Consider the following 26,709-nt stretch of genomic DNA (forward strand, 5'->3'; position numbering starts at 1 on the left):
CCTGTCAGGAATCAACCCGGTCCAAAATGTCAGGACTCAGCCCGGTTCATACCCCGGAGACCCCCACCCCCGACCCCTCCCCGCAAGGGGGAGGGGAGCATACCGACGTCGGGGAGAGGGCCTGGGTCCGACTAACGCGACGCCGCTTACGCCGCCGCCTTTTTCGCCTTCGCATCGCGGATCGCGGCCCACACCTTCTCCGGCGTCAGCGGCGTCTGCAGGTTGGTGATGCCCAGCTCGAACAGCGCGTCCATCACGCCGTTGGTGATGCAGGGCGGGCCGCCGATGGCGCCGGATTCGCCGCAGCCCTTGGCGCCGAGCGGGTTGGTCTTGCACGGCGCGGAATCGTCGAGCGTGACCGTGATCGGGGGCACGTCGTCGGCACGCGGGATGCAGTAGTCCTGATAGGTCGCGGTCAGGAGCTGGCCGTCGGCATCGTAGGCGACGTTCTCGTACAGCGCCTGACCGATCCCCTGCGCGACGCCGCCATGGATCTGGCCGGCGACCAGCATCGGATTGACCGCGACGCCGACGTCGTCGACCGTGGTGTAGCGCACCACGCGGCTGATGCCGGTCTCCGGATCGATCTCGACCTCGCAGACATGGGTGCCGTTCGGCCAGCTCGGACCGTCGACCTCGCCCTCGCTGTCGACCGAGAGCTTGGCCTTCGTCTCCTTGCCGGCGATCTCGAACAGGCTGATGCGGCGGTCGGTGCCGACGACGCTCAGGACACCGTCGCGATATTCGATGTCCTCGACCGCGGTCTCCAGCAGGTTCGACGCCTTCTCGCGCGCCTTGGTGATGAGATCGTTCGACGACACCGCGACCGCCGTGCCGCCGACGAACAGCGAGCGCGAGCCGACGCTGCCGAAGCCGGTGGCGAGATCGGTGTCGCCCTGCACGACGTCGATCTTGTCCAAGGGTATGCCGAGCGACTCGGAGATCATCTGGGTGTAGGTGGTCTGCAGCCCCTGCCCCATCGCCATGGTGCCGGAATGCAGGATGACACGGCCCTCGGCGGTCGCGTGCAGCGAGACCTTCTCGGTGTGGGCGCGGCCGCCGGTCCATTCGATGTAGCTGGTCAGCCCGCGGCCGTAGAGCATGCCGCGCTTCTTGGCCTCGCGCTTGCGCGCATTGAAGCCGTCCCAGTCGGCGAGCTTGGAGGCGCGCTCCAGCATGTGGGCGAAGGCGCCGGAATCATACACCTGGCCGACGGCGTTGGTGTAGGGCAGTTGCGCCGGCTTGATGTAGTTCGCTTTCCGGATGGTGCGCGGATCGATACCGATCTGGCGCGCGGCGGTGTCGAACAGCCGCTCGACGATGAACACCGCCTCGGGGCGTCCGGCGCCGCGATAGGCCCCCACCGGCGCGGTGTGGGTCATCACCGTCTTCACTTCGAAATGCACCAGCGGCAGGTCGTAGACGCCGGTCTGCACGAACGGCCCGAGCACCAGCGGGATGATGTTGGCCGCGCCCGAGGAATAGGCGCCCGTGGCGCCGATCGAGCGCACGCGATAGGCCAGCACCTTGCCCTTGGCATCGAGCGCGAACTCGGCCGTCGAGGTGAGATCGCGGCCATGGGTACCGCCGACGAACTCGTCGGTCCGCTCGGCGCGCCAGCGGATCTTCTTGTTCAGCTTGGTCGCGGCATAGGCGACGATGCCGTCCTCCGGATAGAGGTTGGTCTTCTGGCCGAAGCCGCCGCCGATGTCGCCGACCAGGACGCGCACGCTTTCCTTCGGCCGCTTCAGCACGGCGTCCGCCAGCACGTCGCGGGTCGAAGCCGGGGTCTGCGACTGCACGTACAGCAGCAGCCGTCCGGTCTTCTTCTCGATTTCGGCAATGGTCGAACGCGGCTCCATCGCCGACGGCACCAGGCGCTGGCTGACGATGTCGAGCGACACCTTATGGGCGGCGCTGGCAAAGGCCGCATCGACCTTGGCGGCGTCGCCATAGCTCATCGCGGCGACGATGTTGTCGGGCGCCTCAGCCCAGACGACGGGCGCGCCGGGCTCGATCGCCTTGACCGGATCGGTGACCGCCGGCAGCACCTCATAGTCCACGACGATCGCTTCAGCGGCCTCCTGCGCAATCGTGCGCGAGGTGGCGACCACGGCGGCGACCGCCTCGCCAGTGAAGCGCACGACCTCATGGGCGAGCAGCCGGCGCGGCGGCACCGTCATCGGCTTGCCGTCCGGCCGCTTGAAGATCGCAAGCGTCGGGATGCTGCCGACGTCGTCGGCGACGAGGTCGGCCCCGGTATAGATCGCCTCGACACCGGGGATCTCCAGCGCCGCGGCGGTATCGATCGCGGAGATCTTCGCATGGGCATGCGGGGAGCGCAGCACGTAGAGCCAGAGCGCGCCGTCCTCCGGTTTGTCGTCGATGAACTGCCCCTTCCCGGTCAGCAGCCGCTGATCCTCGAGCCGCTTGACGGGCTGGCCCGCACCGAACCGCATGTTGTTGGGAAGAATGTTCATTCGTCAGTCCTTGGGTGAGTTCAAAGCAATTGCATGCTTTTTAACGGATTTGCCGCGCCACACAACAGGGGTGGTCATTCCGGGGCGCGCGCCAGCGCGAGCCCGGAATCCATAGCCACGAACGGCGGTCGGAAGCTCGATATCTCCCAGTCTACCCCGCCGAGATGGCTCGGCGTATGGATTCCGGGCTCAGCCCTTCGGGCTGCCCCGGAATGACAACGTGGAGAGGCCGGAGCAAGGGATTGGTCACCCCAGTACGTGCAGCACCTCTTCGACGACCTTGCGCTGCTCTGATGTCAGCGCGGCCTGCGGCGGCACGGGATCGCCGACGTCATAGCCCTGAATCGAGAGTCCGGCCTTGATGCAGGCGGCAAGGTTGAAGCGGGCGAAGGCCTCGTTGACGCGCCACAGCTTCTTCTGCAGCACCAGCGCGTCATCCCAGCATGCGGCCTTGCAGAGATTATAGAGCTCCACGCTCTGGCGCGGGATGATGCAGGCGGGCCCCGCCATCCAGCCATGACCGCCGATCAGCATCACGGCGGCGGGAATGTGCGAGGACGCCGCGAACACCTTGATGGCATCACCGCAGCGGTTGATGATTGACAGCAGCCGGCCGGTGTTGGTCGAGGCATCCTTGATGTAGTTGATCCGCGGATGCTCGGCGAGGCGTGCGATCACGTCCAAGGACAGATCGGAGCGCTGGAACTGCGGGTTGGTGTAGATGACGACCGGAATATCGACGGCGTCGGCGATGGCGCGGAAATAGGCTTCGACGCCGGCGTCATTGACCGGGAAATAGGCTTCGAGGACCGCCAGGATGCCGTCCGCACCGCGCTTCTCATAGGCCCGGGCTTGCGCCACCGCGTCGGCGATGGCCGTCGAGGCCACCCCGGCAATGACGGGAACACGGCCCTGCGCGGCCTCGATCGTCGCCTCCACCACGGTCATGCGCTGGGCGCGGTCGAGATAGGCGAACTCGCCGGTCGAGCCGAGCGGCGTCAGCCCATGCACGCCGGCATGGATGAGGTCATCGCACAGCCGCCCCAGCACGGCGGAGCGGATCGTGCCGTCCGGATCGATCGGCGAGGCGAGATAGGGGAACACACCCTGGAATTCGGTCATGGGCCGATATAGCGGCCGGCTCGCCTTGTCCGCAAGCAGGCCGGGCGGCTCCAGGTCCGCGCCGGGCCCGCGCATCTCCTCGCGGCAATGGCCGCCGCAGATCGGCCGGATGCACAAACTATGATGCGGCAACGGGCCACCGTTAAATCCAGCTTCAAACTTTCTGTTCACCATGTGGCGCAGGTGTCGCGGTAGAGGCCCGGACGGTGGCGGTTCAAGCGAAAACGGCGTCGATAATGACGAGGAAGGACGGCGGGATGGCGCCGGACTCGGCAGAAATGGCTCCAGACTTCGCCATTTTCAGTCATTTTTCCGCCGGATTGACCAACCATCATGTCAGGCGGAACGAGTTAGTACGAGTGCTCCAGCGTAAATTCGCCGTGGGAATTTCGATCGGAGACGAGGGAAGCCTGCAGCGAGAGCGACGATGAAGACGCTTTACGATTTGCTCGGAGCTCTTCCGGACGACGACGCTGAGGACATCCGGGCCGCCTTCCGCAAAGCGGTCAAGGAGAGTCATCCCGACGTCAATCCCGGAGACCCTGACGCCTCGCTGCGGTTTCGCCAGATCATCCGCGCCAACGACATCCTCGGCGACAAGGAGCAGCGCACGGCCTATGACCGCCTGCTCGGCGCGGCGCAGGACGAACACCGGCAGGACTCCAAGCTCGCCGTCGTCGCCAAGGTGCACAAGGTCGCATCAGGCGTGATGGCGCTGGCCGGCGCCTCCGCGGTGGCGCTGACGGGCTACCTGCTGTTCACCCATATGTCCGCCGCATCCGTGGTTCCGATGAAGCCGATCGTGGTCGCGACCAACAAGCTGAAGCCGCACGAGGTGCCCGCGAAGCCGATCGAGAGCGCGCTCGCTGCGCCGGACACGACGACGGTCGGCGAAGCGCCTGCGAAAGCCGCGGCCGAGACCGCCGCCAATGCCGCGAGCAGCAATGCGGCGGGCAGCGAGCCGCTGCCGCTCCGCGTCAGCAAGGTCGATGCTGTCTATTCGGCCGAGCAGGAGCATCCGGCCTGCACGCAGGGGGCCGGCAGCGCTCCGTGCGCGACGGATGCGCCGACGGCCGGCGGCACCGCCTCGAACGAGGCCCGCACCCTCCACGACCGCGGCATGGCTTCGTTCCAGAAGGGCGAGTTCGCTGCGGCGCTGACCGATCTCGACGCGGCGATCCAGCTCGATCCGCGCTATCAGGAAGCCTATATCGATCGCGGCATCGTGTTCTATCGGATGCGCAAGTTCGACCGCGCCTTCGCCGATGTCGCCGCCGCCAAGCGGATCGAGAAGACCAACCGCGCCGTGCTCGACGCGATGGCCAAACGCCAGCCGCTGCGGCCGTTGAAGCTCGATCCGCCGAAGGCCGATGCAAAGGCCGACGTGAAGCCCGATATGCCGAAGGCCGAAGCGCCAAGGGTCGCCGCAGTAGCTCCGATGTCGGCGCGGCTGTCGACGGCGACTCCGGCCTATGGCATGAGCGATCCCAGCCGGGCCCCGTGAGCGATTGACGAAGATTTAAGGTAACCGCGAGGCTCCGGCGCGGGAATTGTTTGCGACCATCAAGTATTAGGAAACCTGTCCCATTGTGATGCCATGGGACACGGGCTGTTTTCCACATTCATCCATCCGAATCCGGCGATCCGGCGCGAGCTCGTCGATCTCCTGTACACGTCCCTGCCGCAGGTCATGTCGATCAACGCGGCCGCCATCACCGGCTCGGTCGCGCTTGCCGTCCTGCATCGGGACCCCGGCTACATCGCCATCGCGTTCGCGATCATCGTCAACGCCGTGGGTCGCGTGGTGAGCCTGCTACGCTACAAGCAGCATTCGGCGCGCCTGACCGATCGCGACGTGATCCTCTGGGAGAAGGTCTATGCCGCCGGCGCGACCGCCTTCGGGCTTGCGCTCGGCGCTCTCACCTTCCGCGCATTCCAGCTCAACGATGCGCCGGGCGCGTGGATCGCGTTCGGCCTGTCGATGTCCTATTGCGTGGGCATGGTGTCACGCGCGGCGATCCGCCCGTGGGTGGTGCTGACCGCCACCGCCGTGCTGTTCGCCCCGACGCTGGTCGCAGGCCTGATGCGGCCCGAGCTGCCGTATCAGCTCGGCGCCGCGATGCTGCTGCTGTTCTGGTTCTCGATCCGCGAGGCCTCGCGCCATCTCAGCACCGCCTTCATCGAGCGGTTGGAGGCCAAGCACGCGCTGGCGCGCCAGGCCAACCACGACTTCCTGACCGGGCTGCCGAATCGGGCGGCCTTCCTGGCGGCACTGGAAGGCGCGACGGGCAGCATCGCGATCATCGCCATCGATCTCGACGGCTTCAAGCCGGTCAATGACCGCCACGGCCACCATGCCGGCGATGACCTGCTGCGCCAGGTCGCGGCCCGGCTCTCGAGCTGCGTCGGAGCGGACGGTCTCGCCGCGCGTTTCGGCGGCGACGAGTTCATGCTGCTGAAGCCGGTGGCGAGCGGCGCGCAGGCGCGCGAGGAAGCGCTGCAGCTGGCGCGCGACGCCGTCCGCGCGCTGTCGATGCCGTTCCTGCTGTCCGACATCCCCGTCATCATCGGCGCCAGCGCCGGCCTGCTCGTCAATGACCGGCCGCTCACCGACGATGCGGTGGACGAGCTGCTGCGCCAGGTCGATAGCGCCCTGTACGCCGCCAAGCGCGCAGGCGGCGGCGGCTGCACCTGGGTCGAGGCCGAGAGCGGCGCGTTGCGCCAGGCGGGCTGAGCCCGCGCGCTACGCTTTCAGGAGACGATCACGCCGCGCAGCAGCGCGTCGATGTCAGCAGCATCGAGCTCCCCCTCGCGCCCGATCAGCACCAGCTGCGCCGTCAGTCCATCGGCCGGCGGCACCGGGGATGGCGCCAGGGTGCCGCGCGTCGCCACCGACTGGAACAGGATCGGCATTCCCGGATGCTCGCTGAATTGCAGGACGCCCTTGATGCGCAGGGTGCGCGGCGCCAGCTGGCCGATCACCTGCTGGAAGCGGACCAGCGACAGCGGCGCGTGCGAGGTCCATGTCACGGTCGCAAACGGCTCCGACATTGTCGGCATTTGCCGTGGCAGCTCGCGCGGCGCACGCAGGTCACGGCTGAACAGCAGATCCGGCGCGACGATTCCTCGCGCGATCTCGAAGATCGCCGATTGCGGCTTGGTCTGGCCGATGATGGCACGCGCCCGATCGAGCGCGGCGCGATCGAGCAGGTCTGATTTCGTCAGCAGCACGAAGTCGGCGGCGCGCAGCTGCGAGCGCCACAGTGCATCCTGCGCGATGTCGGGATCGTCCTGCAGCCGCTGCGGATCGACCAGCGTCACCACCGTCTCCAGCGGCGCGACCTTGAAGATCACGGGGTCCATCAGGTTGCGGATGATCTCGGCGGGATCGGAGATGCCGGAGGTCTCGATCGCGATCGCATCCGGCGCCGGATCGCGCTTGATCACCGACGACAGCGTGCGCAGCAGGTCGCCCTGCAGCGAGCAGCAGATGCAGCCGTTCTTCAGGCTGATCACCTCCTCCGTCACCTTGCCGAGCAGCTGCGCATCGATGTCGACCGCGCCGAAGTCGTTCACGACGGCGGCGATGCGCCGGCCGTCGGGATTGGCGAGCAGATGATTGAGGAGCGTCGTCTTGCCGGCGCCGAGCGCGCCGGCAACCAGCAGGACGGGAACGATCATGACAGCACGGGCCGGCGCACCGGCCGCCCCGGCCTGACGTCGCGGACGAGGTGTCCGTCGGCGATCACGGCGCGGCCATTGACGAGCAGATGCCTGACGCCTTCGGACGGCCGGTTCATGTTGAGGAAGTCGGCGCAGTCGCGCAGGCCCGCAAGATCGAGCACCGCGATGTCGGCATCGCAGCCCGTCTGCAGCCGCCCCTTGCGGCGCATCGCCGGCGTCGACGGTTCCAGAATCCGGGCCGGAATCAGCGTGCATTTGGCGAGGCCGTCCATCAGCGGCACCGCCTTGCGGTCCAGCACCCATTCGCGCAAGAACTTCGTGAAAGTCGCCGACGAGCGCGGATGCGACACCGCATCATCGGGCAGCGGCCAGGCGTCGCCGGTGTAGTCCGTGCCGTTGGACAGAATCCACGGCATCGCATCCGAGGCGATGGCGCCCCCCGGAAACAGCACGGACACGTCAAGCAGGTCGCGATGGCGCTGGTTGACCGCAACGTCGAGGAAATGGATCAGCACCAGCGCGCCGGGATCGGCCTGCTGTCGCTCCAGCACCTCCTCGCGGCTGCCGAGGCGATGCCGCTCGGCAACCATCTCGATCGCGTCATAGCCGGTGCCCATGCGCTGGCAGAAGGCGGGATCGGCGAAGAAGCCGGCGCCGACGACGGTCGAGCCGGTGCCGTAGGGATAGGCCTCGGTCGTGACCTTCAGCCCCTGGGCCTGCGCGGTCTGCACCAGCTCGGCGCAGCGCTCGACGTCCTGCAGGCTGGTGCTGTTGAAATGGCAGATGTGCATGTGGGCGCCGGTCGAGCCGGCAAGCCCGATCAGCCGCGTATAGGCCTCGACCGAGCTCCGCGGATCGACGTTCGACATGTAGGCGATGTGCGTATAGGTCGGCGTGTTGTGCTTGGCCGCGAGGCTGCACAGCTCCGACAGCTCCTTCATGCCGGTGCCGGGCGCATAGGCGTTCGGAAAGGCGATGCCGAGGCCGCCCTGCTCCAGGCCCTGCCGCGTGCGCTCGACGATCTCGGCGGTCTCGGCCGGCGTCGCAACCTCCTCGACCCAGCGCTTGTCGCGTGTCGCCTCGCCCATGCCGGCGATGGTGGAGGCGGTCTGCTGCGTCGTCATCGTCGCGATGCGCGCGAACACCCAGCCGGCCGCGGCGCCGTAGTTGAGCGTGCGGCCGATCGCCTCCTGCTCATCATACCAGCGCGCCACCGGCATGACGCCGATCTCGAGCTCCAAGGTCGTGGTGACGCCGTCGAAGGCTTGCATGCGGTCGGCCGGCAGCGACTGGCCGTGCGCGTGCAGATCGATGAAGCCGGGCACGACCGCGAGGCCTGCCGCATCGATCACCTGATCGGCGCCGCCGGCGACATCGCCGACGGCGGCGATCGCGCCGTCCTTGATGGCGACGTCGGCCGTCGCATCGAGTTGCGTTTCGGGGTCGAGCACGCGGCCACCGCGAATGATCAGGTCGTAATGGGTCATGCCGTCAGCAAGCTCGTTTAATGGAACTGCTTGCAGGCCTAACACAGATGGCGATCGATGAAAACGCGGCCGGGGAGATCGATGCCCTCCGCGCCGCGCATGACGCAGACTTATCAGTTCATCGACACCGCAGGCCTCTTTCCCCGGCGCGCCGGATCGGTCAGGATCGGAGCCGCCGCACAACATCAGACGCTCGCCGCACACAGGCCGGAGATTCCATGACGTCGTCCATCGGCTCACGCCGCATCGCCGAATTCACCTGCGAGAGGCAGCCCGCGACCGGCTCGCGCGGCATGGTGGTGACCAACCATCCGCTCGCATCGAGCGCCGGCGCCGAGATGCTGATGCGCGACGGCAATGCGATCGATGCTGCTGTAGCGGCGTTGTTTGCGCTGACCGTCGTCGAGCCGATGATGGTCGGCGTTCTCGGCGGCGGCCTGTCGCATATCCGTCTCGCCGACGGCCGCCACATCGTGCTCGACGGCCTGAGCACGGCGCCGTTGCGGTCGACGCCCGGGATGTATGATCCGGTCTCCGACGAGATCGCGCTGGCGCGCGAGACGCGCGGCCGGCGCAACGTCGTCGGCGCGCTCGCCGTCGCCGTGCCCGGCGCGCTGAAGGGCTGGTGCGAGGCGCTGGTGCGCTATGGCCGGCTACCGCTGGCCGAGGTGATGGCGCCGGCGATCCGGCTCGCCGAGCACGGCTTCGTCGCCAGCCCCTATCTCAACGACTGCGTGCGGCAGGTCGCGGGCGATCTCGCCAATGATCCCCATTTGTCGGCGCTGTTCCTGCCGGGCGGCGAACCGGTCAAGCCAGGCACGCGCGTGATCCAGGCCGACTACGCTTCGTCGCTGCGGCTGATCGCGCAGGATGGACCGGGCGCGTTGTATGGCGGGCCGCTCGGCGCGGCGCTCGCGGCCTACATGGCCAAGAACGACGGCTTGATCGACGCGGCGGATCTGGCAGCCTTCAAGGTGATCGAGCGCGCGCCGATCCGCGGCGTCTACCGCAGCCATGAGATCATCGGCCCGCCGCCGCCCTCCTCCTCAGGCGTGCACATCGTGCAGATGCTCAACATCCTCGAAGGCTACGATGTCCGCGCGCTCGGCTTCGGCTCGGCCGACGGCGCGCATCTGCTGGCGGAGACGCTGAAGATCGCCTTCGCCGACCGCGCGGTCGCGACCGCCGATCCCGCCTTCGTCGACGTTCCGATCGAGCGGCTGACGTCGAAGGCCTATGCCGCCGAACGGCGCGCGCAGATCGACATGGGCCGGGCGCAGAGTTTTGGTGCGGGCCTCTCGCCGACTGAATCCGCCAACACCACCCATGTCACGGTCGCCGATGCCGAGGGCAATGTCGTGGCCTCCACGCAGACCATCAACGGCCTGTTCGGCGCCTGCGTGCAGATCCCGGGCACCGGCATGACCGCCAACAACTACATGTACAATTTCGATCCGCATCCGGGCCGCGCGCTGTCGATCGCGCCCGGCAAGCGCGTCTTCACCTCGATGGCGCCGATGATGGCGCTGCGCGACGGACGCTTGGCTTACGCGCTCGGCCTGCCCGGCGGCCTGCGCATCTTCCCCTCGGCGTTCCAGGCCCTGGTCAACCTGATCGACCACGGCATGTCCTTGCAGGAGGCGGTCGAAGCGCCGCGGCTGTGGACGCAGGGCGGCGTGCTCGAGCTCGAGCCGGGCTTTCCCGATCACGTCGCCGAGGCGCTCGCCGCGCGCGGCCACGAGATCAAGCGCGAGCCGATCGTGGCCGGCGGCATGAATGCCATCGCCTTCGGTGACGACGGCACGCTGACGGGCGCCGCGTGCTGGCGCGCCGACGGCACGCCGATCGCAATCTCCGGCGGGCGCGCCCGCGCCGGCCTGCGCTTCGCGATCGCCTGAGGCTCAGGCGCTCTTTCGCATCATCTGGACTTGCATGGTGAGGAACGTCGCCCCTGCGACGCGTTCGGGCGATGCGGTCGCATCGCCCTGAAGAGGGCGGAGCTCGGCCTCGCCCTTCGAGACGCCCGCCTTCGTCGGGCTCCTCAGGGTGAGGAGTGAAAGCCTTTTTTGCGACATAAGAAGCAAGTCGCACAAAACGGGCGCTTGCTCGCTCTCCATCAGTCCGCCACTCCCGGCCCGCGTGCCGCGCCAGTTTCGGAGCCAGACCCTCTCCATGAGCATGCTGCTCATGGCCAATTTGCAGCGCCGCTCTCGCGCAAAATCCTCTTCATGAACACGCCTCTCGGCGTGTTCATGGTCCGGTGTGCAGTGCCTCGGCTTTTGCCCCTCATGGTGAGGAGCGCCGAAGGCGCGTCTCGAACCATGAGGCCCGAGCTGATGCCTCACCTCACGCCCGCTTCCGCATCATCCGCGCGATCGCCTCGCCGATCACGACCGTGGTGAAATGCGTGTTGGCGCGGCAGTCCGACGGCATGATCGAGGCATCGGCGACGCGCAGACCTGAGATGCCCTTGACCGTGCCATCCGGATTGACCACGCCGTCGGCATCGTCGAAGCCGCTCATGCTACAGCTGCCCGCGGCATGCTGAATGTCGCCAGTAATTTGGCGCAGCAGCGCGTCGAGCTCCGCATCCGGCAGCGCCGCCGCCTGCGGCAGAGTGAGCGGCGTATCGCCGAGGCGGATCCAGTCGGCGATGTCCTGCAGCGCCGGCTGCGTCGTGATGACCGCCAGCCGCTTCACCGCATCCCGCATCCGCGCGATGTCGCTGACATCGGCCAGCATGTTCTCCTCCACGATCGGATCCACGCTCGGATCAGTCGAGGCGAGCTTCAGCGTGCCGCGAGAGAAGGCGTTGAACAGGCCGGCGCCGATCGCGCCGGGCACCCCGATGCCGCGATGATTGAACGCGATCAGGATCATGTCGCGCTTGCCGCCATCGGCGAGGCCCGACGAGTAGGTGACACAGCAATTGGTGTGGCGGGTGTCGCGATCGGTCGGACGCAACTCCTCGCGCAGCTGGATGGTGGTACGGAACAGCGGATGATCGAAGTAGTGCTGCCCGACGGGAAGATCACGCAGCACGGCGACACCCATCGCCTGCAGGTCCGCTGCGGGGCCTAAGCCGGAGCGCAGCAGGATCGCCGGGCTGTGGATGGCGCCGGCGCACAGCACGATGTCGCGCGCGGCGATCTCCTTGATGCCCTCGCCCTCGATGTGGACGCGCACACCAGTGGCTTTGAAATCGCTGATCAGGAGACGATCGACCAGCGCCCGGCCGCGGATCTCGAGGTTCGCGCGGCCCCGCGCCGGCTCGAGATAGGCTTCATTTGTGGAGATGCGCCGGCCATTGCGGCTGTTGATCGGATAGCACGCGACGCCCTCGCCATCCGGCCCGTTGAGATCGTCGCACCAGGGATAGCCGCTCGAAAGCGCCGCATCGCGCAAGGCCCGGTCGATCGGGCCCCAAGTGTCCGGCGGAGCGCGATAGACCGGCAGCGGCCCGCCGCGTCCATGTCCGTCGCGGTCGCCGAGCGCGAGATCGTCCTCGATCACCGAGAAAAGCGGCATGATCTCCTTGGCCGACCATCCCGTGCAGCCATTGGCGGCCCATTCGTCGAACGCATCGGCCACCCCGCGGATGGCGATCTGGCCATTCATCATCGAGCTGCCGCCGAGCCCCTTGCCGCGCCAGTAGAAGCGCATGTCCTGTCCCGCCACGCGGCGCGACAGCAGCTGCGGCCACTGCCATTTCTCCTGGAAGGCGCGATCATGGATGATCGGAATCGGATTCGGCGTGGCGATCTCCCAGGGCACATCGGCCGCACGCCAGTCCGCGCCCGCCTCGAGCAGCAGAATCCGCTTCTCCGGCTGCTCCGACAGGCGCGCAGCCATGGCCGCGCCTGCAGAGCCGCCGCCGACAACAATCACGTCATACATGAAGTGAACTCTCGCTTGTCCCGGACATCGCAATCACGGAGACCACTCTGCAATGCCGGACGCGGTCCGTGAAGCCCTTGCAACGTCAGGCCACCAGCATCCCAATGCAGGGCTTCGCCGCATTCTCGGGAACGAGGCAGGAGGCCACCGCGATCACCTCGCGCGCCGATTTCCAGGCGCCGCCGCCGCCGGCCGGACCATTGGTGTAGAGCGTCTCGACCTCGTTGCCGATCCGAACCGCCTCCGCCATCGTCTCCGTCCGTCCCGCGACACGAACGCGCACCTCGTAGGGCTCGGCGCCTTGCGCAAGGGCATCGCCATGCAGCGCGTTCACGCCGATCAGGTCGCAGCGCAGCTCGCTCATGGCCACACCTATCAATGCGAGACGCTCGCGCACGATGTCGAGCGCCAGCTGGCCGCGGGCGACGGCGCCCGGGCCGGCATAGGAGATCTGGCCTTCGCCCACATAGGAGTCGAGATAGCCGACCGACGTCTTGAGCAACCCGGTCTTCGGCTTGCCGCGTCCGCCCACCACTTTCACCCGATCGGGGCCGATCTCTTCGACGCCGACTTGCGAAAAATCCGCCACGACGTCGGGCTGGAAATACTGCGCGGGATCATGGATCTCATAGAGCAGCTGCTCTTTGACGGTGGCCGGCGTGACGCAGCCGCCGGAGCCGGCGACCTTGGTGACGGTGAGCTCGCCATCCTCGCGCACCTCGCCGATCGGAAAGCCCAGCCGCGCGAGACCGGGAACGTCCTTCACGCCGGGATCGGCAAAATAGCCTCCCGTGATCTGCCCGGCGCATTCGAGCAGATGACCGACCACCGTGCCTTGACCGAGCCGGTCCCAATCATCCATCGCCCAGCCGAACTCATGAATCAGCGGGCCGAGGAACAGCGCCGGATCGGCCGCACGCCCGGTGATCACGACATCCGCGCCAGCGGCGAGCGCCTCGGCAATGGCGCGCGCCCCGACATAGGCATTGGCGGAGACGATGCGGTTGCCGAGGCCCGTGACGGTGTCGCCGGTGTCGAGCGCGACGTCGCTCGTCTTCAGCTGATCCAGCACATCATCGCCGGTGATGGCTGCGATCTTCAGCCCGCCAAGCCCGAGCTTGCGCGCGATCGCGCGGGTGGCCTCGGCCGCAGCAGGCGGATTGGCTGCGCCCATGTTGGTGATGATGCGGACATTGTTGGCGCGGCAGATCGGCAACACGGCCTGCATGCGCGCGGCCAGCAGCGGATCGTAGCCCGTCTGCGGGTCTTTCATCCGCGCCTGCTGCGCCAGCGCGATGGTGCGCTCGGCGAGGCATTCGAACACCAGATAGTTCAGCCCGCCCTTCCCGGCGAGCTCGATCGCCGGCTCGATGCGGTCACCGGAATAGCCGGCGCCGGCGCCGATCCTGATGCTGCGCATCGGCCGATCCTCCCCGAATTGTCTGTTCGTGCTTCGTCCGGCGACGATAGCCGCCTCGCGCCGGGCGTGCCAGAGGCGGCCCACGCAGATCAGACCATCACGACGGCGGCTACTCGGCCGGTGACAGCGCCGGCGCCGCGCCCAGCCGCGTCCATGGGGCGGTGACGCTGATCTCGTCGTCGGCCCAGCACCAGCGATGCCCGCCGGCCCGCTTCGCGGCATAGAGCGCGCGATCGGCCTGGTCGAGCAGCGCCTCGGTTTCGGCCTGCCGGTCATCGGTGACCAGGATGCCCGCGCTCGCGCCAATCTGGACGCGGGTTCCGGCCAGCGTGAACGGCTGCGCCAGCGCCATCACCGCAGCCTCGGCGAGCGCGAGCGCAGCGTCGCGCCCTGCCCGCGGCAGCAGCAGCATGAATTCGTCGCCGCCGAACCGCGCCGCGAAGCCACCGTCCCCCAGACAATCCTGCAGACGCGCGCCGACCTGGCAGAGCAGTTCGTCACCGGCCTGATGGCCGAACCGGTCATTGACGAGCTTGAAGCCGTCGAGATCGACCGCGATGATCGCGACCGGACGATCGCTACCGGCAAGCGCAGCGATGAACGCGGCACGGTTCGGCAGCCCGGTGAGGAAGTCCCGATGCGCCTGGCGCGCCAGCGCCTGCTGCGCCGTGATCCGCTCGGTGAAGGCCGCCGTGAGCCGATAGGACGTGCCGCGCAAGGTGATCCAGAACAGCACCACCATGCCGGCGCCCATGCGGTAGACAGGCTCGGGCTGTAGCAGGCAGGCGATCACCGTGGGGATCAGCAGCACCGCCGACGAGGTCATCACGATCCACGGGCTGACCCGGGAGATGAGGCCGACACAAAACGCCATCGACAGGCCGAAGCACATCCAGATGCCCGGACCGTCGCCGATCTGAAAAGCGCGCGCCGACAGGGCGCCGACCGCAAGGCCGAACGCAACGGCGCCGATCCCATAGAGACACTCCCAGCGGATGATGTCGTCATGGCCGAGGCGATCGAACCGCGCCATGAACATGATGATCTTGATGACGCGAAAGGCGCCGATCAGAAGCAACGCGACGGTGATGACGGCGTAGCCGGGATCCCGCGCGACCCAGGCCATCACGGTCCCGATCACGACCGCCGCGACCGAGATCGTCCCGACCAGCGGCATCGAGCTGTAGAGCAAATGCGCGAGCTCGCGACGAGTCTCCGGATCCAATTGATGCATCGCAATTCCACTTCACGAATGCACGCACTATCGTACCCGGCCCTTAATGAAATATCGCTGCACCTGCGAAGGGCTGCCATGCACCGATGATGATGAAGGAATCCTCACCGCGACGATCACAATTCGAATGAAACGTCCCGCAACCGCAGCGAAACGCCGCGCATGATCGCTGCAGCTCTCGATCAGCTCGCCCAGTTGTCGCGGAATTCGCCGAACAGGGTGATGCCGCCGCAGGCATAGATCGTCTGCCCGGTGATGTAGCTCGCCTCTGATGACGCGAGGAAGGCGAACACGCCGGCGATCTCGTCCGGTGTCGCGACCCGCCCCAGCGGAATGTGCGACTCGACCGCCGCGCGCTTGGCCGGGTCGTCGGTCCAGGCCGCGTTGATCGGCGTATCGACAGCACCGGGGCCGACGGAGTTGACGCGAATGCCACGTCCCGCGAATTCCAGCGCGAGCGTGCGCGTGAGACCGGCCATCGCGCTCTTGCTGATCGAATAAGCGAGATAGCCCGGCTTCGGGATGATCTGGTGCACGCTCGACGTATTGATGATGTTGCCGCCCCCATTGCGCGCGACGAAGTGCGCCAGCGCATGCCGCGCGCACAGCACGGCGCCGTTGAGGTTGACCTCGAGAATGGCGCGATAGGTCTCGACGTCGAGCGACTCGCTCGGCGACTCCCGCTGGAAGCCTGCGTTGTTGACGAGGCAATCAAGCCGCGGCCAGCGGGCCAGCACCGTCTCGAACATGCCGGCAATGTCGGCCTCGACGCCGATATCGGCCTTCACCGTGATGTGATCGCGCGCACCGTGACCATGGGCGGCAGAGGCTGCCTGCACCAGCGCCAGGGTCTCGTCGCCCGACGATGACGGCCCGCCGAAGTTGACCGCGACATGCGCCCCCTCCTCCGCAAAGCGCACCGCGATCGCGCGGCCGATGCCCTGCGCGGCGCCGGTCACCAGCGTGTAATGTCCGGCGAGACGCGACGAGCGCTTGGTGGATGGGACGGTTGGCTGCATGTCTCGACTCCTCGGAATGATCTCACTTCATGCGCTACGATGACTGGTGTCCGGATGACAAGGCCATCAGGACTCTGGTATCGCTCCACACCTTATCCGTCACCGTGCATGCGGCGCAGGGCGTCATGTATCTCGGCATCGATCTCGGCACCTCGGCCGTCAAGACGATTCTCGTCGATGACGCGCAGCGCGTGATCGCAAGCCGCAGTCATGCCTTGACGATCTCCGTGCCGCGCCCGGGCTGGGCCGAGCAGGATCCGGCCGCCTGGATCGCCGCGGTGTTCGCGACGTTGGATGCGCTCAAGGCCGATCATGCCGGCGAGATGGCCGAGGTCGCGGGCATTGGGCTGTCCGGCCAGATGCACGGCCCGGTGCTGCTCGATGCCGACCTCTCGCCGCTGCGTCCATGCATCCTCTGGAACGACGGCCGGTCGGCGGCCGAATGCGCCGTCCTGGAACAGCGCTGGCCCGCCTTGCGGCGGATCACCGGCAACAAGGCGATGCCCGGCTTCGCCGCGCCGAAGCTGGTGTGGATCGCTGACCACGAGCCGGAGATCTTCAACGCAACGCGCCTCGTGCTGCTGCCGAAGGCCTATGTCCGGCTCGTGCTGTCAGGCGAGGCGATCGAGGATGTCTCGGATGCGTCCGGCTCGCTGTGGCTCGACGTCGTCAGGCGCGACTGGTCTGACGACGGCCTCGCCGCCACCGGCCTGACACGCGCGCAGATGCCCCGCCTCGTCGAAGGCTGCGCGCCGGCGGGCCGGTTGCGCAACGATCTCGCCGGGCGCTGGGGCATGTCGAAGCGGCCGGTCATTGCCGGCGGGGCCGGCGACAACCCGGCGGGCGCGGTCGGCATCGGCGCGATCCGGCCCGGCGCCACGTTCATCACGCTCGGCACGTCCGGCGCCGTGATTACGCCGGTCGACAAGGTCACGGCCAATCCCGAGCGCGTCGTACACACCTTCTGTCATGCGATCCCGGCGATGTGGCTGCAGGCCGGTGCGATGCTGTCGGCGGCCTCCTGCCTCGCCTGGATTGCGCGGCTGCTCGGCGCGTCCGAGGCCGAGTTGCTCGCGCCGCTCGGCGCAGCCCCGGCTGCACCGTCGCCGGTCAGCTTCCTGCCCTATCTGGCCGGTGAGCGTACGCCGCATGACGATCCGAATGTGCGTGGCCTGCTCGATGGCCTGAGCCATGCCACCGATCGTAACGCCATCGTGCAGGCCGTGCTCGAGGGCGTCGCCTTCGCACTTGCCGATTGCCGCGATGCGCTGACGGACACGGGTCTTGTCATTGCTGAAGCGGATGCAATCGGCGGCGGCTCGCGCTCGGATCTCTGGCTCGCGATCCTGGCGAGCGTGCTGAACCTCCCGATCCATCGCCTCGCCGAGGGTGAGACTGGCGCCGCCTTCGGCGCGGCGCGGCTGGCGCGGCTTGCCGTCACCGGGGAAGAGATCGCGAGCGTCTGCACGCCGCCGGCGCGCGTGCGGAGCTTCGCGCCGGATCCCGCACTGGCGGCAGACTATGCCGAGCGGCTGCCGCGCTGGCGCCGCCTCTACCACCGCCGGAGCTGAATACACTTGGAAACACGACCGCCGTCTCGCGGCGACGTGTTGCAGCCGGCTGTCTTTCGTATTGTATTCGGCAACAGCCTCTAGTTTAATGATTTCCCCGCGCCAGTCATCAACGAGCCGCGGAACATAAAACGACGTGCATTGGGAGGCACGATGAGCGGTCCGATCCTCGAGATGCGGGGGGTGTCGAAGTCATTCTTCACCATCAAGGCCCTGCAGAAGGTCGACCTCACCGTCTATGCCGGTGAAGTGCATGCGCTGATGGGCGAAAACGGCGCCGGCAAATCCACTTTGATGAAGATTCTCTCCGGTGCCTATCGCCCCGATCCCGGCGGCGAGATCCGCATCGAGGGCAAGGTGGCGCGCATCGAGGGGCCGATGGGTGGCCGAAACGCCGGCATTTCGATCATCTACCAGGAGTTGTCGCTGGCGCCGAACCTGACGGTCGCCGAAAACATCTATCTCGGACGCGAGCTGTCGCAGAGCGGCCTGCTGGCGCGAGGCACGATGCGCGAAGGGGTCGGCCCGATCCTGCAGCGGCTCGGCGCCGACTTCACCGCCGCGACGCTGGTGGCCGAATTGTCGATGGGCCAACGCCAGCTGGTCGAGATCGCCCGCGCGCTGCATGCGCGCTCGAAAATCCTGATCATGGACGAGCCGACGACGTCGCTGTCGGCCGGCGAGAGCGAGAAGCTGTTCGCGCTGATCCGGCAGCTGCGCAGCGAAGGCCTCGCCATCATCTACATCTCGCACCGCATGGACGAGGTCTACGCGCTCGGCGACCGCGTCACCGTGCTGCGCGACGGCCGGCTGGTCGGCTCGCTCGACAAGCCGGACATCCGCGCCGACAGCATCGTGCGCATGATGGTCGGCCGCGATGTCTCGTCGTTCTACAAGAAGGATCACGATCCGCATGCCAAGCGTGATCGCGAGGTGCTCAGGGCCGTCGATCTCGGCGATGGCCGCCGCGTCAAGGGCTGCTCGCTGACCGTTCACGCCGGCGAGGTGGTCGGTCTAGCCGGTCTGATCGGCGCCGGGCGCACTGAGCTTGCCCATCTCATCATCGGCGCGACGCCGAAGACGACAGGGCATCTCGAGCTCGACGGCGAGCGCATCGAGATCGAGACGCCGCGCGATGCGCTGGATGCCGGCATCGCCTATCTCACCGAGGACCGCAAGGCGCTCGGCCTGTTTCTCGACATGTCCTGCGCCGACAACATCAACCTCGCCGTGATCGGGCGCGACGCCAGACTCGGCGGCATTCTCGACCGCGACAAGGCGAAGACGCGGGCCGACGATGCGTTCAGCGCGCTCGGCATCCGCGCGCCCAATCCCGGCGTCACCGTCGGCGGCCTGTCGGGCGGCAATCAGCAGAAGGTGCTGCTGTCGCGGCTGCTCGCGATCGCACCGAAGGTCCTGATCCTGGACGAGCCCACGCGCGGCGTCGATGTCGGCGCCAAGTCCGAGATCTATTCGATCATCGACAATCTCGCCAAGTCCGGCACGGCGATCCTCGTGATCTCGTCCGACCTGCCGGAGATCCTCGGCATCTGCGACCGCGTGCTTGTCATGCGCGAGGGTCATCTCGCCGGCGAGCTGCAGCAGAGCACAAATTCACCCATCACCCAGGAAGACATCATGGCGCTGGCCACGGGGACGGAGCATGTCGATGCCTGACAACAGCCAAGCTCAAGCCAAGGCCGCCACCGCTCCCGTCCTGCCGTCCGCGGCGGAGAAGCAGCAGCGCGTGCGGGCCATGATCCGTGCCGCCGGCATGTTGCCGGTGCTGCTGATCCTGTGCCTCGGCTTCCACTTTCTGGCCGATGGCCGCTTCTTCACCGGACAGAATCTCGGCATCGTGCTGCAGCAGGCCGCCGTCAACACCGTGCTCGCGGCCGGCATGACCTTCGTCATCCTCACCGGCGGCATCGACCTGTCCGTCGGCTCGATCCTGGCGGCGGCGGCGATGGCCGGCCTCACCATGTCCAAGATGCCGGAACTCGGCGCGCTGTGGCTGCCGGCCGCAGTGCTGACCGGCTTCGCCTTCGGCATCATCAATGGCGCCCTGATTGCGCTGCTACGGCTGCCGCCCTTCATCGTCACGCTGGGATCGCTCACCGCCGTGCGCGGTCTCGCCCGGCTGATGGGCAGCGACACCACCGTGTTCAATCCGTCGATCCCCTATGCGTTCATCGGCAACGCCTCGCTGACCATCATTCCCGGCCTCGTCTCGATCCCCTGGCTGTCGGTGATCGCCCTGCTGGTGATCGTGGCGTCGTGGCTGATCCTGCGCCGTACCGTGCTCGGCGTGCACATCTATGCGGTCGGCGGCAATGAGAGCGCGGCGCGGCTCGCCGGCATCAAGGTCTGGGCGGTGCTGATCTTCGTCTACGGCATGTCGGGCCTGCTCGCCGGCCTCGGCGGCGGCATGCAGGCGGCGCGGCTCTATGCGGCGAACGGCCTGCAGCTCGGACAATCCTACGAGCTCGACGCGATCACCGCGGTCATTCTCGGCGGCACGTCCTTCGTCGGCGGCATCGGCTCGATCTGGGGCACCCTGGTCGGCGCGCTGATCATCGCCGTGTTGTCGAACGGGCTCATTCTGGTCGGCGTATCGGACATCTGGCAATACGTCATCAAGGGCCTCGTCATCATCGGCGCCGTCGCGCTCGACCGCTACCGGCTGCAGGGTTCGGCGCGCACATGATCAACACCGGCGGGCGCCGCCGGCGCCGCGCCTCACGCTTCTTCCACGGCCGCTGGTCCGCCGTGCGCAGGGATTCAAAAAGGACCAGGGAGGAAACCAATGTTGAAGACCATTTCACTCGCCGGTGCTGCGCTGGCGCTCGTCATGAGCTCCGCGCCGTCCTCGGCCAAGGAGCTGAAATCGATCGGCGTGTCGCTGGGCTCGCTCGGCAACCCGTTCTTCGTCGCATTGTCGAAGGGTGCCGAGTTCGAGGCCAAGAAGACCAACCCCAACGTCAAGATCACCGCGGTCGGCTTCGAATACGACCTCGGCAAGCAGGTCACCCAGATCGACAATTTCATCGCCGCCGGCGTCGACATGATCCTGCTCAATCCCGGTGATCCCAAGGCGATCGGCCCCGCGATCAAGAAGGCGCAGGCCGCCGGCATCCTCGTCGTCGCGGTCGACACCGCGGCCGAAGGCGCCGACGCCACCGTCACGACCAACAACGTGCAGGCCGGCGAGATCTCGTGCCAGTACATCGTCGACAAGCTCGGCGGCAAGGGCGACGTGATCATCCAGAACGGACCGCAGGTGTCGGCGGTGATCGACCGCGTCAATGGCTGCAAGAGCGTGCTCGCCAAGGCGCCGGGCATCAAGCTGCTGTCGAGCGACCAGGACGCCAAGGGCTCGCGCGAAGGCGGCCTCACGGTGACCCAGGGCTATCTGACGCGCTTCCCGAAGATCGACGCGATCTTCGCGATCAACGATCCGCAGGCGATCGGCACCGATCTCGCCGCCCGCCAGCAGCAGCGCACCGGCATCATCATCACCGCGGTCGACGGCGCGCCCGACATCGAGAGCGCGCTGAAGGATCCGGCCTCGCAGCAGATCCAGGCCTCGGCCTCGCAGGACCCGTTCTTCATGGCCCGCCGCGCCGTCCAGATCGGCGTCAGCATCCTCAACGGCCAGAAGCCCGCCTCCACCGTCGAGCTGCTGCCCTCCAAGCTGATCACCCGCGACAATGTCGGCGAGTACAAGGGCTGGACCTCGGACCGGAAGGAATAGGCGCCGTAGCCGGTCAGCACGGCGATCGTTGACATCGAGAAACGCCGCCCTCCACGGGCGGCGTTTTGTTGACACCACGTGTTGCATCCTTCGGTCCCAGCCGAATGCCACGCAAGACCGCGGATCTCAGACTCGCGCGGCAGCATCAGTTGTGGCAAACAACGGCCTCGACGGGGAATTCCATCCGCGCCGGTGACCTTGGAGCTGGCGGTTCTCCTCGGGGGATGAATGCCGATGGCTGTGACGTTCGACGATCTCTTGCCCGCGATTGTCAAGGCCGGCGATGCCGGACTGAGCCTAGCCAAGATCAGGACGACCTTCGGCGGCAAAGCGGCAGCGAAGAAAGTAACGCCGGAACTGCGTGAGAAGCTCGCGACACTCGCTCACGAAGGCGCGATCTGGGGACCGCTGAAGCAGGGTGTCGCCCAATTGTACTTCGCCCGCGGGCGCGGTCCGTCGATCGAGACCGCGAGCCGTGCGATCGTGACCCTGGTCGCGTCGTCCGGCGTCAAGCTGATCTCGAAACCAGGCCTTGGAAAGAAGGTCACCGGGATGAACAAGAAGTTCTTCCCCGATGGCCTCAAGCACGCCGTCTCCAGCCAGGCCATCGTCGAGCTGACCTGCGGCAGCTCGAAATACTATCTGCATCGCGACGTCGCGGCGGAGTACTTCGGCTTCGAGCCGGCAGAGCAAGGCCGGATCGCACCGGCGTCGGGAGGTCGCGATGTGACCGCGGCAGCATCGCTCACCTTGGACGACGTCCTGCCAGCCTATCGCCGCCTCAAGGCCGAACAAGGCGGGTTCTCGGCGGTGAAGATCTACGACCTGATGAAGGCGCTGAATGGGTCGAAGGAGGAGCTGCATCGTCTGCTGATCGATGAGACCAAGGCCGGACGCGTCACGATCCACCCCACGACCACCGTCGATCTTCCCAAGGAGGAAATGGAGGCCGGCATCCGGCTTGCTGGCTTTCCGGAGCCCTTCGTCACCGTCGTCGTCAAGAACGATCCATGACCAACTCTTACGCCGAGATGCGCGTCAATCCGTTCGAGGACGCCATCGTCCGCGAGCCCCGCGATGTGACGTTTTCGGTCAACGGTCTCAATGATGCTCCCCTCGACCGGGTGCTGGCCAAGTTCGCCGCGCTCGACGGCGGCGAGCTGCCCCGCAGCAGTCCGGTCAAAGCCGACCGGGCTCAGCTGGTCGTGTCGCCGGACCGCGGCTACGGCAAATCGCATCTGCTCGGCCGGCTGTTCACAGCCCTGGGGCGCAAGGCCACCAAGGTGTATCTTCGTCCGTTCCAGGATCCCTACAAGGCCTGGCAGTCGATCCTGCTGCTCACGCTGCAGGAGCTCGATCGCCCGGATGACGAGACCGCGCAGGCCCCGAGCCAGCTCAGTTCGCTGGCCGTTGGAACGCTGGCGCATATCGTGGCGGACTTCGCTCAGAACGGAGCCCCAGAGATCGCGGCAGCCGTGCCCGCGCTGCGGCGTCTCGCCAGCGGGACGCTGCCTGCGGCCGAGATGCCGGGCCGGCGGGCCTGGCTTGGCGCCTTGTTTGCCGGAAATGGCCCGATCAATCGGCTTGCCGGCCTTCTCGGAAGCCGACACATCGACCTGCACGGGCGAGAGAAGGCATGGCTGAAGGTTCTCGTGGCCTGTGCGTTCGATGATGCCGACAGCGAGCGCCGGCGCGCCGCGCTCAAATGGCTGCGGGCCGAGCCGCTGGAGCAGGACGAGGTCGAACAACTTCGCCTCGACCAGGCCGACAATGATGGACGCGGCGACGTCACTCCGCAGGAAATCAACGCCCTGAGCTTTCGCCGGCTGCAGGGCCTGTGTCAGCTCGCGTCCTACTACCGCCCCTTCGTCTTCTGCTTCGATCAGACCGAGTGCTACGCCAACGATCCGATGCTCATCAAGGCGCTCGGCAACTGCATCGAGCAGCTCTATGCAGAGCTTCGCAATCACCTGACGGTCGTGACGGCCAACCAGCGAAACTGGGTCGAGGACATCAAGCCGCATCTGGAGCCTGCCCATCGCGATCGCTTCTCTCAGGAAATCGCGCTCGAAGGAATCAACAAGGCCGGCGCCCGCGAGCTGATCGAGGCCCGGCTGAGACATTGCGAGATGGCTGCCGGGGACGTCGCGCGCTTCTTCGCCGACAACTGGCTCGAGGATCTGTTCTCGACCCTGGTCGAACTCGGCGTGCGGGCGCTGCTGATGCGCGCGGAAGACCGGTTCAGGGCTCTTGCGCGTCCCGATGCTGCGCCACCTCCCCCGCAGACCCTCGATGACCTCTTCCAGGTCGAGCTCAACAACATCCGCGCCCAGAAGGCGCTTCAGGCCTATAATCAGGACTGCCTGATGTGGTTCGCCAAGGACGTCGGACAGGCGATGACGGGCGTGAAGGTCGGCCGCACCTCGGGCCGCCGCTACTTCTCGTTCGAATGGCGCTGGCCGGACCGCAGCGTCTACTTCGCCTTCGAGGGCGGTGACCATTGGCGGCGCTGGAAGGCGATCGCCGACGAGGCGATTGCGATGGCCACCGCACAGGGCGATCGCCGCATCCTCGCCTATGTGTTCCGCACGCCGGATCTCGCGCGCGTGCCGCGGCCGTCATGGGCGGTCGCCAAGGCGACGATGGACAAAGCGAGCGGCCATGGCTTCCGCATCGTCGAGCTGACCGCCGACCAGGTCTGCGAGCTCCACGCCGCACGCGAGCTCTATTCCAACGCGCTCCAGGGCAACATTGCCTTCTCCGGCCCTGCCGCGCTGGCCTGGCTGCAGGCGCGGTTCGCCCCGTTCCTCGCCGACATCGCCGCAGCCGGACTTCCGATCCAGGTCCGCAGCATCGACGCGGGCGGACCCGCCGCGCAGCAGCCGAAGACGACCGAACGAACGTCGGCCGCAGCCGACATGCTCGATGCCGAGAGGCTCCGCGTCGTGCTCGACCTCGTCCGCGAGCAGCGCATCGTCGACATCTCCGTCGTGCTCGCAAGGCTCGGCAGGACGGAGCTGCGCGATCCGCTGTTGCGCAGCGTCGAGGCCCATCCCAATCTCAAGGCCCATCCCGGACCCAAGACGATCTTCCTGCAATGGCGCATCACAGCATAACGGCGACCGAGCTCACCTTCGCCGTTCTCGATCCGGACTGGCGCGCCAGATGGCTGCGCGGCGAGAAGCCGTCGACCAAGAGCTTCGCACCTGTCGGCACCGCGCGTGCGATGGGCGTGCAGTTCCACAAGGAGGTCGAGAGACTGGTCGGCTGGCTGACGGCCCGCGGCAGCCTGACGGCGGCCGCGCGGATCGCGACAGTCGATGCGCTGGTCGATCACCTCTGGGCCACGTCGCTGCAGGCTCTGACCGACAAATTGTTCGAGGCCGGACGAGCCGAGGACGCCGCTGTCTTCACCGAGCGGATGCGCCGCTTCTGCGCCCGCCTGATCGCGCTGAGGACGCGGACGCGCCATTTCGAGAACTGGCAGGACGTCTTCGTCGCAGCCGAGCAGGATCTCGCCCGCATTCCGGTTCAGGTCGACGGCACGATCGTGGAGATCCGCGGCCGCGTCGATGCGATCCGCATCCATCCGGAGCGACATCTGGAAGTCGTGGACTACAAGCTGAGCCAGGGCGCGCGGCAGAAGGCCGACCTCGTGCAACTTGCCATCTACGGCCATCTGCTGCCGATCTGGCGGCCGGGTTGCGAGTTCTCCGGGACGCTGGAGTACTACCTGCCTGAATTTCACGAGGTCTCTGTCTCACCGGACGAGTTGAAGGACATCTTCACCGGCATGGTCGAACCGGTGCTGCAGGAGATGTTCGGCGACAAGGCCGGGGTCGCGCCGTCGCGCCCCGCCGTCACAACGCCTCCCAAGCCGCGGCCGGCCTCGTTGAAGCCGGCCGAAGAGATCGCCCCTGCCACGCCGCCCGGCGCGAATTCTCTCGGCAGAGCCGTCACTGAAGCCTTCCGCAGCTTCAATCTGGTTGTCGAATGCGCCGATGTCATCGAGGGACCGCAGCTGATCCGGCTGCGGCTCACGCCGGGCCCCGGCGTGAAAGTCTCCTCGCTCGCAAACCGTGCCGCCGACCTGCAGGTGAAGCTTGGCCTCGCCGAGCCGCCGCTGATCAAGGCCGGCAAGGGCTTTGTCATTCTCGATCTGCCGCGGCCCGATCCGAAGCCATGTCTGCTCAAGGATGCGCTGGCGGGGCCGCTCGCATCTGCCTTGAAGAGCATGGTCAGCTTTCCGGTCGGCATCGACGTCGAAGGCCATCCGATCGTGGCCGACTTCGCCGATCCCAACACCTGCCACGCGCTGGTCGCGGGCTCGACCGGAAGCGGCAAGAGCGAATGGCTGAAGGCGATGGTCGCCAGCATGCTGCTGCGCGGTTCGCCGGAGCAGGTGAAGATCGCGCTGATCGACCCGAAGATCCTGACGTTCTCGGGCGTCGGCGGCAGTCCCTATCTGTGGCGTCCGGTTGCCACGACGCTCACAGAGGCGCTGAGGATCCTGCGTGACGCGGTGAAGGAGATGGATGCGCGTTATCAGCTCCTGAACGGCGCCGGCGTCGTCAACCTCGGCGACTACATCAAGAGCGGCAAGACCGACCTGCCGTTTCTCGTGCTGGTCTTCGATGAATTCGCTGATCTGATCCTCGCCGGACGGGACGACAAGAAGGAATTCGAGGCGCTGGTTGCCCGCATCGCCGGCAAGGGCCGCGCCGCCGGCATCCATCTCGTGTTGGCGACGCAACGGCCCGACCGCGCCGTCGTCACTGGCCTGATCAAATCCAATCTGCCGCTGAAGGTCTGCCTCAAAGTCGCCAATGCGGTGAATGCGCAGATCGTGCTCGACGAACCCGGCGCCGAAAGCCTGTTCGGCAAGGGTGACCTGTTGTGCGATCTCGGCCGCGGCCTCGTGCGCGCACAGGGACTCTTCATCCCGCAAACCGAATTCCTCGCCGCGCTCGGCCGCAAATAGCCCCGACGCCACGCGCACTGTCGCTTTTGCGACAACGATCCGCTGCTTGTTCGCGATTTT

General features: G+C 67.0%; 19 protein-coding genes. 10 read left to right on the top strand and 9 right to left on the bottom strand.

The features are described 5' to 3' along the window. Positions 1-146: 146 nt before the first annotated feature. Both QQL87_RS25885 and QQL87_RS25890 read right to left on the bottom strand, forming a co-directional pair. The gene (locus QQL87_RS25885; protein WP_284421795.1) at positions 147-2,480 is read right to left on the bottom strand and encodes a xanthine dehydrogenase family protein molybdopterin-binding subunit; all 2,334 of its coding nucleotides are present in this window, start codon (positions 2,478-2,480) and stop codon (positions 147-149) included. Positions 2,481-2,726: 246 nt separating this feature from the next. Continuing rightward, positions 2,727-3,602, bottom strand: coding sequence for a dihydrodipicolinate synthase family protein (locus QQL87_RS25890; protein WP_284421931.1), 876 nt, complete (start codon positions 3,600-3,602; stop codon positions 2,727-2,729). 427 nt (positions 3,603-4,029) lie between these two features. Here QQL87_RS25890 and QQL87_RS25895 point away from each other — a divergent pair, with 427 nt between their 5' ends. Together QQL87_RS25895 and QQL87_RS25900 are read left to right on the top strand one after the other, a co-directional pair. Continuing rightward, entirely contained in the window at positions 4,030-5,106 is a 1,077-nt protein-coding gene (locus tag QQL87_RS25895) for a J domain-containing protein (protein WP_284421797.1), read from the top strand. Positions 5,107-5,199: 93 nt separating this feature from the next. Next, positions 5,200-6,336, top strand: coding sequence for a GGDEF domain-containing protein (locus QQL87_RS25900; protein ID WP_284421798.1), 1,137 nt, complete (start codon positions 5,200-5,202; stop codon positions 6,334-6,336). A gap of 17 nt (positions 6,337-6,353) precedes the next feature. Here QQL87_RS25900 and QQL87_RS25905 read toward each other — a convergent pair whose 3' ends face one another. Together QQL87_RS25905 and QQL87_RS25910 are read right to left on the bottom strand one after the other, a co-directional pair. Beyond that, complete coding sequence (locus QQL87_RS25905; protein WP_284421799.1) at positions 6,354-7,283, bottom strand: CobW family GTP-binding protein; 930 nt, start codon at positions 7,281-7,283, stop codon at positions 6,354-6,356. Continuing rightward, positions 7,280-8,773: an amidohydrolase family protein gene (locus tag QQL87_RS25910; protein ID WP_284421800.1), complete on the bottom strand. Its 1,494-nt coding sequence runs from the start codon at positions 8,771-8,773 to the stop codon at positions 7,280-7,282. The genes QQL87_RS25905 and QQL87_RS25910 overlap by 4 nt, the downstream gene beginning before the upstream one ends. A gap of 218 nt (positions 8,774-8,991) precedes the next feature. Between QQL87_RS25910 and ggt the strand changes: the two genes are divergently transcribed. Beyond that, on the top strand, positions 8,992-10,671 hold the full coding sequence (gene ggt / locus QQL87_RS25915; protein ID WP_284421801.1) for a gamma-glutamyltransferase: 1,680 nt from the start codon (positions 8,992-8,994) through the stop codon (positions 10,669-10,671). Positions 10,672-10,674: 3 nt separating this feature from the next. Here the strand turns inward: ggt and QQL87_RS25920 are convergent, their stop codons facing one another. From QQL87_RS25920 to QQL87_RS25940, 5 genes are all read right to left on the bottom strand, one after another. After that, on the bottom strand, positions 10,675-10,962 hold the full coding sequence (locus QQL87_RS25920; RefSeq protein WP_284421803.1) for a hypothetical protein: 288 nt from the start codon (positions 10,960-10,962) through the stop codon (positions 10,675-10,677). Between the two features lie 157 nt (positions 10,963-11,119). Next, positions 11,120-12,670, bottom strand: a complete 1,551-nt coding sequence (locus tag QQL87_RS25925) for a GMC family oxidoreductase (RefSeq protein ID WP_284421805.1) — start codon at positions 12,668-12,670, stop codon at positions 11,120-11,122. An 85-nt stretch (positions 12,671-12,755) separates the two neighbouring features. Next, positions 12,756-14,090 (bottom strand): acyclic terpene utilization AtuA family protein, encoded by a 1,335-nt coding sequence (locus QQL87_RS25930; RefSeq protein WP_284421806.1) that lies wholly within the window; start codon positions 14,088-14,090, stop codon positions 12,756-12,758. Between the two features lie 109 nt (positions 14,091-14,199). Further along, on the bottom strand, positions 14,200-15,324 hold the full coding sequence (locus QQL87_RS25935) for a GGDEF domain-containing protein (RefSeq protein ID WP_284421807.1): 1,125 nt from the start codon (positions 15,322-15,324) through the stop codon (positions 14,200-14,202). Between the two features lie 182 nt (positions 15,325-15,506). After that, positions 15,507-16,343, bottom strand: a complete 837-nt coding sequence (locus tag QQL87_RS25940) for an SDR family oxidoreductase (protein ID WP_284421809.1) — start codon at positions 16,341-16,343, stop codon at positions 15,507-15,509. A 125-nt stretch (positions 16,344-16,468) separates the two neighbouring features. Here QQL87_RS25940 and xylB point away from each other — a divergent pair, with 125 nt between their 5' ends. The 7 genes from xylB (at position 16,469) to QQL87_RS25975 (ending at position 26,649) form a co-directional block, all read left to right on the top strand. Next, entirely contained in the window at positions 16,469-17,914 is a 1,446-nt protein-coding gene (xylB, locus tag QQL87_RS25945; RefSeq protein ID WP_284421932.1) for a xylulokinase, read from the top strand. 153 nt (positions 17,915-18,067) lie between these two features. Then, positions 18,068-19,591, top strand: coding sequence for a sugar ABC transporter ATP-binding protein (locus QQL87_RS25950; protein ID WP_284421810.1), 1,524 nt, complete (start codon positions 18,068-18,070; stop codon positions 19,589-19,591). Then, positions 19,584-20,621 (top strand): ABC transporter permease subunit, encoded by a 1,038-nt coding sequence (locus QQL87_RS25955; RefSeq protein WP_284421811.1) that lies wholly within the window; start codon positions 19,584-19,586, stop codon positions 20,619-20,621. Before QQL87_RS25950 ends, QQL87_RS25955 begins: the two co-directional genes overlap by 8 nt. A 99-nt stretch (positions 20,622-20,720) precedes the next feature. After that, positions 20,721-21,668 (top strand): ABC transporter substrate-binding protein, encoded by a 948-nt coding sequence (locus QQL87_RS25960; RefSeq protein WP_284421812.1) that lies wholly within the window; start codon positions 20,721-20,723, stop codon positions 21,666-21,668. A gap of 234 nt (positions 21,669-21,902) precedes the next feature. After that, on the top strand, positions 21,903-22,682 hold the full coding sequence (locus QQL87_RS25965) for a hypothetical protein (RefSeq protein WP_284421814.1): 780 nt from the start codon (positions 21,903-21,905) through the stop codon (positions 22,680-22,682). Beyond that, positions 22,679-24,784: a hypothetical protein gene (locus QQL87_RS25970; RefSeq protein WP_284421816.1), complete on the top strand. Its 2,106-nt coding sequence runs from the start codon at positions 22,679-22,681 to the stop codon at positions 24,782-24,784. Before QQL87_RS25965 ends, QQL87_RS25970 begins: the two co-directional genes overlap by 4 nt. Further along, positions 24,766-26,649 (top strand): DNA translocase FtsK, encoded by a 1,884-nt coding sequence (locus tag QQL87_RS25975; RefSeq protein WP_284421817.1) that lies wholly within the window; start codon positions 24,766-24,768, stop codon positions 26,647-26,649. Before QQL87_RS25970 ends, QQL87_RS25975 begins: the two co-directional genes overlap by 19 nt. Positions 26,650-26,709: the final 60 nt, after the last annotated feature.

The organism is Bradyrhizobium sp. SSBR45G, assembly GCF_030159255.1.
Lineage (GTDB): Bacteria > Pseudomonadota > Alphaproteobacteria > Rhizobiales > Xanthobacteraceae > Bradyrhizobium.

Excerpts from the sequence above, each read along its gene's own strand:
- QQL87_RS25975 (WP_284421817.1), top strand. The coding sequence starts at position 24,766 with ATGGCGCATCACAGCATAACGGCGACCGAGCTCACCTTCGCCGTTCTC.
- QQL87_RS25905 (WP_284421799.1), bottom strand. The coding sequence starts at position 7,283 with ATGATCGTTCCCGTCCTGCTGGTTGCCGGCGCGCTCGGCGCCGGCAAG.
- QQL87_RS25925 (WP_284421805.1), bottom strand. The coding sequence starts at position 12,670 with ATGTATGACGTGATTGTTGTCGGCGGCGGCTCTGCAGGCGCGGCCATG.
- QQL87_RS25895 (WP_284421797.1), top strand. The coding sequence starts at position 4,030 with ATGAAGACGCTTTACGATTTGCTCGGAGCTCTTCCGGACGACGACGCT.
- QQL87_RS25940 (WP_284421809.1), bottom strand. The coding sequence starts at position 16,343 with ATGCAGCCAACCGTCCCATCCACCAAGCGCTCGTCGCGTCTCGCCGGA.
- QQL87_RS25950 (WP_284421810.1), top strand. The coding sequence starts at position 18,068 with ATGAGCGGTCCGATCCTCGAGATGCGGGGGGTGTCGAAGTCATTCTTC.
- xylB (WP_284421932.1), top strand. The coding sequence starts at position 16,469 with ATGTATCTCGGCATCGATCTCGGCACCTCGGCCGTCAAGACGATTCTC.
- QQL87_RS25965 (WP_284421814.1), top strand. The coding sequence starts at position 21,903 with ATGGCTGTGACGTTCGACGATCTCTTGCCCGCGATTGTCAAGGCCGGC.
- QQL87_RS25960 (WP_284421812.1), top strand. The coding sequence starts at position 20,721 with ATGTTGAAGACCATTTCACTCGCCGGTGCTGCGCTGGCGCTCGTCATG.
- QQL87_RS25900 (WP_284421798.1), top strand. The coding sequence starts at position 5,200 with ATGGGACACGGGCTGTTTTCCACATTCATCCATCCGAATCCGGCGATC.
- QQL87_RS25885 (WP_284421795.1), bottom strand. The coding sequence starts at position 2,480 with ATGAACATTCTTCCCAACAACATGCGGTTCGGTGCGGGCCAGCCCGTC.
- QQL87_RS25910 (WP_284421800.1), bottom strand. The coding sequence starts at position 8,773 with ATGACCCATTACGACCTGATCATTCGCGGTGGCCGCGTGCTCGACCCC.
- QQL87_RS25935 (WP_284421807.1), bottom strand. The coding sequence starts at position 15,324 with ATGCATCAATTGGATCCGGAGACTCGTCGCGAGCTCGCGCATTTGCTC.
- QQL87_RS25920 (WP_284421803.1), bottom strand. The coding sequence starts at position 10,962 with ATGAGCAGCATGCTCATGGAGAGGGTCTGGCTCCGAAACTGGCGCGGC.
- QQL87_RS25890 (WP_284421931.1), bottom strand. The coding sequence starts at position 3,602 with ATGACCGAATTCCAGGGTGTGTTCCCCTATCTCGCCTCGCCGATCGAT.
- QQL87_RS25955 (WP_284421811.1), top strand. The coding sequence starts at position 19,584 with ATGCCTGACAACAGCCAAGCTCAAGCCAAGGCCGCCACCGCTCCCGTC.
- QQL87_RS25930 (WP_284421806.1), bottom strand. The coding sequence starts at position 14,090 with ATGCGCAGCATCAGGATCGGCGCCGGCGCCGGCTATTCCGGTGACCGC.
- ggt (WP_284421801.1), top strand. The coding sequence starts at position 8,992 with ATGACGTCGTCCATCGGCTCACGCCGCATCGCCGAATTCACCTGCGAG.
- QQL87_RS25970 (WP_284421816.1), top strand. The coding sequence starts at position 22,679 with ATGACCAACTCTTACGCCGAGATGCGCGTCAATCCGTTCGAGGACGCC.